Origin of the sequence: Rubritalea spongiae (genome assembly GCF_042652385.1) — a bacterium.
GTDB classification, from domain to species: Bacteria; Verrucomicrobiota; Verrucomicrobiia; order Verrucomicrobiales; family Akkermansiaceae; genus Rubritalea; species Rubritalea spongiae.
In genome coordinates, this window is the sequence record NZ_JBHSJM010000001.1 from 1,043,404 (window position 1) to 1,056,556 (window position 13,153).

Genomic DNA, 13,153 nt, shown 5'->3' on the forward strand with positions numbered 1-13,153 from the left:
GCTGAAAGCGTTGCTTCAGAAGCAGCTCCTCTACTTCGGCTTCGCATTCTTTAATTCTAGCACCTCATAGTGCCAGTTAGATCCGTACTCTTTCAAAAGCTCCCACCGTAAAAACTCCCGATCCACCGTCCGATGCTTTCTCGCTAACACCGCCAACACAAAAGCGTCATCATCTATCAAATCATCTGTAATCCGCCACGACAAGCCACCTTTAAGTTCACAACCTGGCCACTTGGACTTCCATGCCCAGTAGATCTTTCTCTTCCCTTTCTTAGGACGATACACATTTTTAGCCAACCACACACCCACCACACCCGAAGCATTCCGAGAGGTCATCCTCCCCACTTCATTTTTACGAGACTCCGGCAAACTGCTCTTACGCTCAGAAACCCACTTTTCAGCAGCCATTTCCGCAGCTTCCCAAGTCCCATAGCGTTTCAAACTAAAATTCTCTTGATGAAGCGTGGCATCCCTCATTATGCGCGCCATCACGACCTTTGTTTGCGTATTTCGTGTGAGGTGCATGCCATATACTTAACCCAACTTATTAGCAGGGCAACTGCAAACACATTCAATTCAAACTACTTACACTACTTCGCGATTTAAAAGAGACCAATGACAGTGCAATTTATTAAGAAATCAAGGCTCGATGAAGAAGCGATGCGAGCATCGTGACTGAAGAGAATCGTAGATTTATCAACAACGCGCCCGACACCACTTTTCTCTCGCGTAGCGCAATTCTTTGAGCCACCCAAAAAAATCATTTGTCTCTTTTGGAATGCGATTTGGTATACCACAGTAAAAGAGCCGTAGAGACCGACAACAGAGACTGCGGTCAAACCTATCCATGAACCAAATTTTTACCATCGCGATCAAATGGCTTTGTAACAAGCTCGCCCTCTTTGCCATGATCATCGTGGTCTTGCTCAGCATTCTGTGGGCGAAAAACCAATGGAATTACATCACCATGGTAGCTCAAGAAATTGAAAAAAAAGAGCGCCTCCACGCAACCCTCATCAGTGAAGTTCACACTTTAGAAGAGCAAAAAGCAGCCCTCGAACAGAAACTTGGTGAGCTCAAAAAAGACTACGCGACAAAAGAACACTTCCTCAATATCGCCAAGAAAAAGGAGGCGATAGCCAAACAAAGCTATGACAGCAAAAAGGCTGAAGAAGGCTGGTACTACACCAAACTCACCCACCGCGCATACTACCTTTCTCTGAACCAAGAGCTCCTCAAGTATAACGCAGCGAAAACAGCCACGCGACTTGCTTCCACTAACCTAAAAAGTACCAAAGCTCTTTTGGCCGAATCCCCTGCTGGCAAGGAGCTCATCAGCCTCAGTGACAACCTCCTTGAAAAACAAAGCTTCGTCCGTGACCTCGACGAAAGCATCACCCTGCTCAGGGCTGACATCGCGTCCAAGCCTATAGAAAAGCTAAAACAAGCTGTCGGCAGTGTCGCACTCCCAGCCTTTTACATCCTCCTCGGCGCCATCTTAACCCCGATAGCGATCAAAGCCGTCATCTACTTTCTGATCGCCCCCCTGATTTCAAAAACAAAACCAGTCCAGCTCCTGCCTGAGTGCAACGGCAATCTCGAACTCAAAAACTGCAACGTCTCCGTCCCCATCGAGCTCGAACCTGGCGACGAACTCATCGTCCATTCAAATTACCTCCAAGTCGCTGGTACTGGACCCGGTAAAAAAACCAAACTACTTTTCTCGTGGAAAATGCCATTCACCAGCATGGCCGCCGGCTTGTTCATGATGGTCTCCGTCAAAAATAAAAACACAGCCTCCGCCAAGGTCACCATTTCGCCTAAAAAAGACCTCTTCGATAAAATGGCACACTTGCACATCCCCCTCGGCTCAGCTGCGGTCATCTACCCACGCTCCCTCATCGGCGTGCTCGCGAAAAACAACGATTCCATAAAAATCACCCGCCACTGGAACCTCTTCAATCTCCATAGCTGGGTCACCTTCCAGTTCCGCTATCTCGTCATTCACGGCGAAACCTCCATCCTCATCCGGGGCTGCCGAGGCGTGCGCGCAGAAGCCATTCAACCACAAATAGCCAAAATGCAGGATCAAACCGCCACCATCGGCTTCTCCGCTAACCTCAACTATAGCGGGGAACGGTGTGAAACCTTCCTTGACTACCTGCTAAGCCGTGATGAACTTTTTAACGACAAGTTCTCAGGCGCCGATGGCATCTACCTCACCGAAGAAATCCCGCACAAAGGAAACAAAACTGGCTTCTTCGGGCGTGGACTCGAAGGCTTACTCGATGGCATTCTAAAAGGCTTTGGAATCTAGCACGCACCTCCTGCAACCACCTTGCCAAACCCTCACACTCGCTCACCATTTTCCTACATCCTACCATGTCGCACCCACCGCATCCCACCCCATCCGAGCAATGGACACTTGCACAACTGATCGACTATGAACTCTATCTCGATGCGGATAAACACCTAGAGCATAATGCACTCGTCCAGCGTGACAGCGAGATTCGCACCCACATCCTCGCGCACACCACGGACCAAGCCTCCCAAGAAGACACCCCTCGCAATAGACGCTGGTGGCTCCACCAATGGCTCAGTGTTCGCCAACAACAGCAAAAGGACAGTGACGCATCCGTCGGCGAAATCAGCCAATCTTCCATCGCCACCCTCAGCGGATCCGCCACCGTCATCACCGCTGTGCTAGGATTCACCTCCGCCCTCGGTCTCCTAGCCACAGACAAGGTCATCTTTGTCAGTGTCGCCCTTGCCATTTACATTCTTCCTCAGCTGCTCTTCCTCACTCTCGCTGTCTGCGCCTCACTGAGCCAACGCTTTAATTGGTCGCTCACTCTACCACTCGCCCTCAGATCACTCCTCGGCTGGCTCTTAAAACGCATCACCTCGAAGCACGACCTCTCACAACCCTCCGAGATTAAAATCCAGAAAATGCAAGCCGCGGCGGGGCTACTCATGGGTCGAGGAAAACTCCGTAGAGACGCTCTCGGCTGGCCACTCCTCGTCGTTCTTCAAAAAGCAGGAACCACCTTCGCCATCAGCGTCGTCATCGGCATCACCCTCGTCAGCCTCAGCGCTCCTCGCAATTTCGGTTGGGGATCGAGCGCGAAGTGGATCGATCCCCCACTCGTCTACTCCACCACCAAAGCTCTCTCCGCCCCTTGGTCGAAGCTCATCCCCGAGGGCATCGGCTCACCCACCCTCGATGAAGTCAAACGCAGCCAAACCTTCATCGGGAGAGACCTTCCGCCAGACTTCCCTCACCTCTCCTCGTGGTGGCAGTTCCTCTGCCTCTGCCTCATTACCTACACCGTACTTCCACGCATCCTCCTCTTGGCCTACTCTAAACGCCAAAGCCGCCTCGCCCTCCACCGGGAAAACTTCGTAGACGCGAAAAGCGACCAACTCTTTCGGCGACTAGTCAAACCACAGTTGGTTACAGCAGTCTCCCGGACCGAAGACTCCCTCGTCGCAGAAGAACCCATTTCCCACCCACCCATCTCCACTGCCCCTTCAACCGTAGAATCCGTCCCGCCAGGCCATTGTGAAATTCTCACAGAACTCGAACTCGACACCCAGCAACTCACCGTCCTCAAAAATCGCTTCCGCGAAATGCGCAACCTCGGTACCCACCAGTGCACTCGAGTCTACTCCGAACAAGAACGCACATCCGCTCTAACACGGCTCAAAGCACTCGAATGGCAAGACGGTGTCCCGCGCCTCATCTTTCTCTACCGAGCCTGCGACCCCATCGTTGCCAACCTCCGCGAGCTCATTCACGCATCCGCCAAAATCCTAGAAAATGATGCCCAACTCATATTCTGCCTAGTCAGCCGACGAAACTCCACCACCCCACCCATCCAGCCAAGTGACCTCGAGGCTTGGACTGACTTTGTCAACTCCCTCAAGCTCAAATACCCTAACACCGACATCACCGACCTAACGCAAACCGCACCATGAACAGAATCCCCACCTTTGCGATTGCTGGCGATCCGAACGTAGGAAAGTCAACCATCGTCGCCACCCTCGCTGAAAGAGATGATGTCGCTATCAGTAACCGTGCCGGCACCACCCGCAATGCCACCCACTACACCTCCGAACTCGATGGCCGCACCGTCTTAGACTTCATCGATCTTCCAGGCTTCGAAAACACCGCCTACCTCAGCAAATGGCTGCAAGACCATGAAAACACCAATGCTGAGCTCACTGAAGTATTCCTCCAAACCCACCAAGCCAGCCCTCACTACAAACCTGAGTGCGAAATCCTCCAGTCGCTTAAAGGAGCCGCCGTCATTCTCGTCGTCGATGCCTCACGTCCCGTGCAACAAAAAGACCGCGATCAAGCAAGCATCCTCCGACAGTTCTCAGAAAGCCGCCTCGCCATCATCAACCTCAAGCAACAAGAATCCGACTCCCACGAAGACCAAGTCATACTCGAGGACTGGAACCGCATGCTCAGCAAGCATTTCACGGTAAAACACTTTAACCCATTTGACGCCAACTTCGTCGGTCGCATGAAGTTGCTCACCGCCATCTCACACATCATGCCGGAATGGGAAAACGACATGAATGCCGTGATCAAAGCATACCGCGACGACTGGGACCGCAGACTCGAAGAAGTCGCCGAAAACATCTGCACGCTGATTGAAAACGTCATGAGCATCAAAGTCTCGACCACTCAGTCGAAAGGCAGAAAAACCGCCGAAAACGAAGTAAAAGCAAAAGTAGAAAAAGCCGTCCGCAAGGCCGAATCCCACTTCCGCAAAAACATCCAGCAAATCTTCAAGCACAACAACAGCCACTGGAACCTAGCGGAACACCACATGCTCAATCAAGACCTCTTCTCCGAAGAAGTCTGGAGAATGCTGGGCCTAAACAAACAACAACTCATCACCGCCTCCACCATCGCAGGTGCCGTCGCTGGTGGCGGGATCGACGTCCTCGTCGGCGGAGCCTCCTTCGGCATGGCTGCCGCCATCGGTGCCGGTCTCGGCCTCGCCGGTGGCCTCGCCGCCACTGGCATCGAAAACGCCATCCAGATCAAAATACCTGGAACATTTGCCAAACTAAAAATCCAGCCAGACACCAAAAGTGAAGCTCAAGTCTCCTCCACATCCAACCTCATCTGGATCCTCCTCGATCGCGCCCTCATCTACATTCAAGCCTGCTCCACATGGTCACACGGCAAACAATCAGAATCCATAAACGACCTCACCTCAGACCACCCCATAGGCATCAGCAGCCAATGGAAAGACGCAGACAGAAAACGCATCACCCACTGGCTCACCTACCTCCGCAACGGCGACAAAAAAGAACACGCCACCCGCCAAGAAGTCTCCAACTTCCTCATCGAAACATCCAAAAAAATCACCTCCCCCACAGCCCCCCACAGCCCCCCACTAACACCCCACTAACACCCCACTAACACCCCACTAACACCCCACTAACACCCCACTAACACCCCACTAACACCCCACTAACACCCCAAAACAGCGAATTGCATCTTTATTGAGTAGAGAAAAGAGTAATGCATCCAACAACAGAATCGTCACGGAAATAGTCGTATCTAACAATTTCGCCACTGCCCCCCATGAGGGCCTCATTCACTTTTCTCCGACCTCTCGCCCACACAGAAAACCGTAAACATCGATGACCCCCTTAAAATTTAACATCAAAAACTTCGAGGAATTAGTCGCCTGCTTTCGTTCTGGAAACGCGGCTCTACTCTTAACTGATCTTCATTTAGATGAAACTGCATATCCTGTAGAATGGGGGTGCAGCCTCATTATTAATGAAGACTCAGAAAGTAGCCTACATATTAAATACTCAAAAGATATAGAAGCACTTGAAGCCTTAGCCCCTTGGGCATCTGGCGGCAACATTAAGAAGTATGAAAGCGTCACAGCACTCATAGACCACCAGCTTAATGTGGCATTTTCTCCTTTTTGGATTAGAGGAGCAAGTCATAGTGCCGGAAAGTCGTATACGGCATCAGGAAGCTTCAACACTTGTAACAATTTAGAAACAGCCTCCAACGATGAGCTTTCCTCTTCCTCTATGACTGCGTTGTTGCCTGAGACATCTCTGAGAGTAGCAAACGATGGAACTAAAGTAATTAGGCAGAGTAGTACGCATGGGGACCTTGGAAGCACTTCAAAACTAGACGCCTTCATTGGTGACGTGGGGAAAGAATATTTAATCTATCCTAACGCCAAGCACTAAACCAAGTTCTCATGAATCACCTACTATCGGTTCTAAGTATCTATTTTAGTGGACTTAATACTTTAATATTTCTGCACGTTGTAGCTTTTCACTTCGTCCCAAACATCACGTCTAACCATCTTATCTTTCGTGACTGTAGCTGATCCGTATGGTGCTAACTTTATATCATATTCGGCGAATGTTTCTAACTGGTATCCGTCTTTGTCGAGTAGAACAAATTCTAAATCCGGCTCTAAACTGTATTCCTTTATGTTCTCAACATCATACTTAAAAGTGATTTTAACATAGCTATCCCCCTTAGAGATAACCTTCACCCCAATATTGCTCACACTGTATGAGCCGTTAGATAAAATGGTGTTTTTGCTGGTTGAGGTCTTTGCTATCTTTGATGCTGTTCCGTTGATAGCTTGAAGTCTATCCTTCTTTGAATATCTTACTTTTTTAGGATCTTGTGGGTCTGCAGCCTGTTCCCCCTCCACGAAACAATAAACAAGGTTTAGCTCTCCTTCTCTCAAAGCTACTAAATTATTACCGTCACGAAATTTTAGCACCCATGTGTCTTTGATATATTCATCTCCAAAAGTGATTTCAGCAACTACGTCTCTCGCTGTTTGCGATTCAAAAGACACAATAAGCTGGCTCATTCGGTGAGGAGGTTCTTTTTCGAAATTAGCGCCTGCTGCTGTAATAAAATTCTTACCTACTAAGGTTAGTCCATATAATTGACCATCCTTTTCTTGGTATGAGAAATCGGGATTAAGCCTTTCAAATTCAGCTAAAGTGCACCCAAACTGAAAAGGTTTTAGAACCTGAGGAAGTAGGTGTCGACGAGCCTCTTCAGAGCTATACACTTTAGCCTTACTATCTGTAGGATAAGTTTCACCCCGAACATGGCTAAATAAACCTAAACAACACAATATAGGGAATTTCATAAATCTATTTCTAACACGTTATTTTCCTTCGGCCAAGGCAAACCACTTCTCTCCTGTCTCTCTCTTGAGCGGTCTCCTATAGTGGTCTCTAATCACATCGGGACTATTCCCCGCCTCATCGGCCACCTGTGAAATGCTCGCTGTCTGAGCAAGTCTGTAAGAAATGTACGAATGCCGCAGCAAGTCCATTGGCCAACTCTCAAGCACTGGCTTCTTCCCCGCTCTCAAGTGTCGGCTAATCTTGATCCACTGAAACTTACTGCACACCAGACCAGTTTTAGACTTCTTCTCCAGCTCTTTGCGTACCCCTTTGAGGATGGCCCACAACTTAGGCTGCATTGGCACATAGCGTTCAGCCTTCACCTTCTTAGAAGTCTCAGCCCTGACATAAATGTAATCCTTTTTCACATCTGCCCACTTCAGCCTACCAATCTCAGAAGGCCGCAGCCCAGAGAAACACGCAACCGCAAAGCCAGCCAGGTGCGCACCTTTGAGGAGATCAAGGCCCCTCTCCATTTGATCGATCGATATGATTGGAGGACTCGCGAAATCCTTTCGACGTTTAGGAATCTTATCAGCTACATGCTTTACCCCCTCCGAGATGTACCCCCAGTCTCGACAGCGAGAAAGAAAGTTTCTCCACACGATGAGTCGCGTATTGTAATAAAGTGGTGCAGGATCTCCCCTATCTAGCCAGACCTCAAGAAACTCCTGCGTCACACCTGAGAGCAATAAGTCTGGATGCGCAGCTATCACCGCGGAGAGCTCCTTTCGTGGATTGTGCGCGCTCGTCGTCTCCAGCTTATCATAGCGAACCATAAATCGGTGATACAACCCATCAATAGGAACATCTGCCACATCTGGTCGATACGTATGCAAGTGTTGTATAGCTAGCTTCCAGCTCCCAGCCTTAGCCACGCCAGACTCTAGATCGCTGACAGCAAGAGACAGCTCCCTCTCTCCAATAAGTGCTGTCAATCTCTCCAATACATCCACCTCCACCTTAGATGCCAACCGAGCCGGCTGCAGACCAAGATTGATGCGAGACGCCTCCATAGCAATCGCACGAGCCCGCTTATCAGCTTCCTTCTTACTCCCTCGGAAGGTCGAAGACTTACGTTTCCCAAGCTGTCTCCAGTTCAGAGACCACCTCTCGTCACCTCGAGCATAGACTTTTACCTCAGTCTCTCCATACTTAACCGCGAACGACTCATTAGCTGCCATACACAGATGACAGCAACTGACAGTTAGAATTGACAGCGAAAAACAGCAAAAGAAGGACTGTTTTTGCCTAGTTTAGTATGCTTTTAGCATCTTTCTCAGATCACCACATTCACCCAAAAACACCGCCAAACCATTATAAAATAAACAAATACCCCGGAGCGGAGTCGAACCGCTATCTAAGCTTTAGGAGAGCCTCGTTCTATCCATTGAACTACCGGGGCATTGATCGTCTTAAGAACCGCGCCACGCTAATCCGACTTGTTAGCGCTGGCAAGTCTGCAATCCTCTTGCAATCTGCCCATTCCACGCTATATCACCAAGCCCGACTGGCGGAATCGGCTAAGCGCCAACGCTAAAGTATTCACTCTAAAAGGACAACAAAACGATGCCAAACGTATTCATCAAGACTTACGGATGCCAAATGAACCAACGTGATTCTGAGCAAGTCGCTCGCATGTTCACGGAAGGTGGCTACACCGTCACCAACGACGAATTCGAAGCCGATGCCATCCTAGTGAATACCTGCTCGGTTCGTGACCAAGCGGAACAAAAAGCACTCGGAAAAATGGGTAGCATGGTGCGTCACCGCCAAAAACGTCCACACGTTGTCTACGGATTCATGGGCTGCATGGCTCAATCACGTGGCCAAGAACTTTTCCAAAATGTCCCCCACCTCGACGTCGTTGTCGGTACTCAAAAGTACCACAAGGTTTTTGAATACGTCGATGGCATCCTCCAGAACCGACTCGAGCGTCGGATGGACGACCTCAAGCTCACCTACAAAGGTGACCATATTTGCGATGTCGAAGAGGAGAAAGACTCTCAAAACACTATTAAAGACCACGTCAATAATACGACAGACCCTACTGCTTTCGTTTCGATCATGCAGGGCTGCAACATGAAGTGTTCCTACTGCATCGTGCCCGACACACGCGGCCGCGAACGTGGTCGCCCGATCGCAGAAATTGTTGAAGAATGTAAAACACTCGCCAGCCGAGGAGTCAAAGAAGTCACTCTCCTTGGTCAAATTGTCAACCTCTACGGCCGCACTGAATTTCCCAAAGTCGATGGCAAATCGCCATTCGTCCAGCTACTTGAAGCCGTTCACGAGATCGAAGGCATCGACCGCATTCGCTTCACCTCGCCACACCCTATTGGCTACCGCGATGACTTAGTCGAAGCTTTTACTTATCTTCCGAAACTCTGCTCTCACATCCACTTCCCAATGCAGAGCGGCAGCGACAAAATTCTTAAAGCGATGCGCCGCCCCTACAAGAACGAGAAATTCGTTGAAATCATTAAGAAAATGAAGGCTGCTCGCCCAGACATGGCGATCACTACCGACATCATCGTCGGCTTCCCTGGAGAAACCGAAGAAGACTTCATGGACACACTCAACACTGTGAAAGAACTCGAATTCGATAACTGCTTCGTTTTCCGCTACTCACAGCGCCGCAACACACCAGCAGCTGAAATGCTAGAGCAGCACACTGAGAAAACCAAGGAAGACCGCAACCAGCGACTCCTCGCCGTTGTTAACGAAATTGCCCAGCGCAAGAACCACGCTCTCATCGGCACCGTTCAAGAAGTTCTCTGTACTGGCCCTTCCAAGAACAACCCTAACACCCTCAATTCACGCACCCCTCAAAATAAGATCGTGATTCTCGAGGGCAACCCAGACCGCCTCGTCGGTAAGGTCTTCAAAGCAAAAATCACCGAGTGCACAGGATTCACACTCTACGGCACTCCGCTTATTGACTAAGCAATTAGACACACAGCCACACACGAAAAAAAGAGCGAAGCCCCAATGAGGAGCTTCGCTCTTTTTGTTAAAATTCTCAGTTACTAGAGTTTACTTCTTTTCAGGAAGTTCTCCACGAGCCACGAGATTGTTAATGCGGCGAGCTACATCCCCAAGACCATCCACTACACAATCAGTGTAGCTACGTCCATCAAGTGTATTCACTCCATGGCCTTCAATAGCCTCACGCATTGCAGCTAGCGCGTCGTCTTCGTGGTTAAAGAGTTCCACGATCACCTGAGTCAACTTGCCAGTTTTCGCAGATGCTGCCATCAAAGCCGCGATCCAACCATCGTCAGTTGAGAGGCAACCGCGGGTAGTCTTCGCAGACGCATGGAACATTCCAAACTCACCAGACTCCGCAATCTTCCCGAGAAGCTCTACATTCTCATCTAGACTCAATGGGCCATCACCACAGTGTGCCGCGTCGAACAAGAGGCGGAAAAACTTCTTACCAATAAGGTCATTTAACCCCTTCGCCACTTTCCAAGCACGACCGCAGTCTGTAAATGTCGCAAATTCTGTACCACGTAGGAACTCAAGGTGCCACATTTCAAGTGAAGAATTCGCAATCTCAGCCTCGTCGTACACGCGCTTGTGCACCTTAATCACTTGCTCAACTGCAGATTCAAACTCAGCACCTTCTTTGCGTGGTGCACCTGAAAGCCATTCTTCAAACGAAGTAGAACCCACCTGAGTCGCGCCAAAGCGCTTCGCAGTCTCTACACCTTCGACAAGCTGAGCTACCACAGCATCTTCGTCTGCTGGATTCATCGGATCTGCGCCACCCACCATAATGATGATGTGAATCGCCAGACCTAGGTCTTTCAGGCCACTGTACATTTCAGTCAAATCAGCTTCGTCCGTTCCGTTAAATTGAGAAATTTGTACGGAATCAATCTGTACAGGTGAGCGCTCAATCAATGTGCGCATCTCAGCAATCGCAAAAAGCTCACCATTCGTATCGCGAGGCAGCTTGCCATCTTCACCAGGTACGAGACCTCCAACAAATTTTACATGCGTTGGACAAACGCCGATCTCAATGTCCGCTCTAAGTTTGATTGGTTTTTCCATAATCTAGTGCGCAATCTGCCACTCTCCCCCCTTCGCGTCAACCCCATCTCACAGAGTATTCACACAGCCTTTCCGGCAATGTTTAAACCATACAAAAATGCCTTAATCTTTTTCTCCTAATACGCATGCATAACTCCACCCCTCTCTCTACTCAACACCTCTCTACACCTCCTTATCGCAAGCCATTTAGGGAATTAAAGTAATCAAGATTACTTAACTATTAACTGAGGTCTCATAAAATTTTGAGCAAATCAATTCCCACTCAGTGAGCTCAAATAAATGTCCTGCTTGCACTTAGAAGACTTATTCACAACTTACTCACTTAGGAAAAGTTAAACATTTTAAAGAATACATTCTAAAAATTTCAACTCGCGCTTCCTTGTTAAAATAAAAATCTTTTTCCCACTTCCTCAGAACTCATTGCTCCCTAGTCTCTGTGGATTGTGAGCCTCAGCCAACAAATATTTCGAGACACCCCGAGCCGCTTCTTCGCCGTTCTAACATGGCGTTATGGCAGGCTCTACATCGACGCGCTTGATAAGATCGAGGAAATCCAACGCCTCCGACACGGCGTCGGCCTCACCCGTGTGGAACTCCTTCAAACCTGCGAAAACATCATCGAAGCAGGAATCGAACACATCCAAGTTCCTGAAGAGGCGGACGACGAAGATGAACACACCAAGATCACTGCTCCTGAGATGATCCGAGTCATGCTGCAGTCCGAGTGGATAGAAGAGCCAAAGCGCTCAGATTACCAACGTGTATACTATCTCGATAGCCGTGCCGAGCTCTTGTTAGAATGCCTTCGCCGCATGGCTTACCCAGAGCAAGTCACCTTTACCGACAAGCTCCACCTCGTTTGCTCTCGTATCATGGACAAAGATGCCTTCGAGAAGCACCCACTTGCCGACCTCGAATCCTGCACCGACAACTTGCGCTACGGGCTCCAAGAATTGCGCTCAATGCAGCAAAGCATGGCGCGACTCACCCAGCGCCAACTCCGTTCAGATTCACTCAAAGAAAACCTTCAGGTCCTCTACGACGACTTCTCAGAAAACATCGGCCAACGTGCATACAAGTCACTCATCGATCTCGACATCCCCATTCGCCTGCCTCTGGCGCGAGAACAACTGGCAAAAATTCAAGCCAACCCAGCCATCATCGCTAAAATGGAACTCGCTTGGCAAAAGCGCAGACCTGAACTCAGCGCTGACGAGGTCACCATCAAAGTGCACGATGCCCTTCAGCACACCGCCAACATGCTCGACAGCGTGGAACCTCAAGCTGAAGCCGTCGACCGCCGCGCCGCCGATTTCGCTCGCCGTTCCTTCGCTCGCTTCCGCTACCTGCAAGAAGTCTCCAGTGGCCGCCGCTCAGAAGTTCGCGACCTTTTCGAACGCATCAATGAACAATACGCCGAATGTAAGCTCAATGCATTGCCAGAGCAATTAGAGCTACCGAGCCTAAAGATCCCAGCCGTCAGCCTCCTAGCAGGTATCGACTCACTCTTCTCGCCACGTAGCCTTAGAGTAAAAGGCGAGCAATCGCCACTCGATGACATCTATGACGATGACGACTCGCTCTACGCCCTCGAAGAAATGAGTGACAACATCAACTCTTCACTCACCACCCGCCGAGCTAATCGATTCTTCCGCGACCTTAATGTCGACACCAATGGCCTCGAATCGAAAGACCTGCCAACTGACATCGAAGACTGGATTCTCAACACCGTAGGCCTCCTCCTCCACGGCGACACCCTCGAAAGCGAATACGACATCACTACCCCGCGTGATGAAATCACCCACGACAAACTCCCCGCTCCTGACCTAGTCGAAGAAACCTACCTCGACCCATTCACCATTCACCCTAAAGCGCGTTAGTA

At 49.7% G+C, this 13,153-nt stretch carries 10 protein-coding genes and 1 tRNA gene; 6 read left to right on the forward strand and 5 right to left on the reverse strand.

The window, feature by feature from the left end; genetic code table 11:
- Window positions 1-30: 30 nt before the first annotated feature.
- Window positions 31-525 carry a hypothetical protein gene (locus tag ACFPK9_RS04955; RefSeq protein WP_377093658.1) on the reverse strand — a complete coding sequence of 165 codons (495 nt, stop codon included), beginning with the start codon at window positions 523-525 and terminating at the stop codon, window positions 31-33.
- Between the two features lie 322 nt (window positions 526-847).
- Between ACFPK9_RS04955 and ACFPK9_RS04960 the strand changes: the two genes are divergently transcribed.
- The 4 genes from ACFPK9_RS04960 (at window position 848) to ACFPK9_RS04975 (ending at window position 6,240) form a co-directional block, all read left to right on the forward strand.
- Window positions 848-2,317, forward strand: coding sequence for a hypothetical protein (locus ACFPK9_RS04960; RefSeq protein WP_377093660.1), 1,470 nt, complete (start codon window positions 848-850; stop codon window positions 2,315-2,317).
- 65 nt (window positions 2,318-2,382) lie between these two features.
- Window positions 2,383-3,978 (forward strand): DUF2868 domain-containing protein, encoded by a 1,596-nt coding sequence (locus tag ACFPK9_RS04965; RefSeq protein ID WP_377093662.1) that lies wholly within the window; start codon window positions 2,383-2,385, stop codon window positions 3,976-3,978.
- The gene (locus ACFPK9_RS04970; protein ID WP_377093665.1) at window positions 3,975-5,432 is read left to right on the forward strand and encodes a GTPase/DUF3482 domain-containing protein; all 1,458 of its coding nucleotides are present in this window, start codon (window positions 3,975-3,977) and stop codon (window positions 5,430-5,432) included. The genes ACFPK9_RS04965 and ACFPK9_RS04970 overlap by 4 nt, the downstream gene beginning before the upstream one ends.
- A gap of 235 nt (window positions 5,433-5,667) precedes the next feature.
- Window positions 5,668-6,240: a hypothetical protein gene (locus ACFPK9_RS04975; RefSeq protein ID WP_377093667.1), complete on the forward strand. Its 573-nt coding sequence runs from the start codon at window positions 5,668-5,670 to the stop codon at window positions 6,238-6,240.
- Window positions 6,241-6,302: 62 nt separating this feature from the next.
- On the opposite strand, the gene ACFPK9_RS04980 is transcribed toward ACFPK9_RS04975, so the two are convergent.
- The 3 genes from ACFPK9_RS04980 to ACFPK9_RS04990 all read right to left on the reverse strand — a co-directional run bounded on the left by ACFPK9_RS04980 (window position 6,303) and on the right by ACFPK9_RS04990 (window position 8,617).
- Window positions 6,303-7,172: a hypothetical protein gene (locus ACFPK9_RS04980; RefSeq protein WP_377093669.1), complete on the reverse strand. Its 870-nt coding sequence runs from the start codon at window positions 7,170-7,172 to the stop codon at window positions 6,303-6,305.
- Between the two features lie 18 nt (window positions 7,173-7,190).
- Complete coding sequence (locus ACFPK9_RS04985) at window positions 7,191-8,396, reverse strand: hypothetical protein (RefSeq protein WP_377093672.1); 1,206 nt, start codon at window positions 8,394-8,396, stop codon at window positions 7,191-7,193.
- A gap of 149 nt (window positions 8,397-8,545) precedes the next feature.
- Window positions 8,546-8,617 (reverse strand) — tRNA-Arg (locus ACFPK9_RS04990).
- Window positions 8,618-8,781: 164 nt separating this feature from the next.
- Here ACFPK9_RS04990 and miaB point away from each other — a divergent pair.
- Window positions 8,782-10,158: a tRNA (N6-isopentenyl adenosine(37)-C2)-methylthiotransferase MiaB gene (gene miaB, locus ACFPK9_RS04995; protein ID WP_377093674.1), complete on the forward strand. Its 1,377-nt coding sequence runs from the start codon at window positions 8,782-8,784 to the stop codon at window positions 10,156-10,158.
- A 90-nt stretch (window positions 10,159-10,248) separates the two neighbouring features.
- On the opposite strand, the gene ACFPK9_RS05000 is transcribed toward miaB, so the two are convergent.
- A complete protein-coding gene (locus ACFPK9_RS05000; RefSeq protein ID WP_377093677.1) occupies window positions 10,249-11,271 on the reverse strand; it encodes a hypothetical protein in 1,023 nt (340 codons plus the stop codon).
- A gap of 443 nt (window positions 11,272-11,714) precedes the next feature.
- Between ACFPK9_RS05000 and ACFPK9_RS05005 the strand changes: the two genes are divergently transcribed.
- Window positions 11,715-13,151: a Wadjet anti-phage system protein JetA family protein gene (locus ACFPK9_RS05005; protein ID WP_377093679.1), complete on the forward strand. Its 1,437-nt coding sequence runs from the start codon at window positions 11,715-11,717 to the stop codon at window positions 13,149-13,151.
- The last annotated feature ends 2 nt before the right edge of the window (window positions 13,152-13,153 follow it).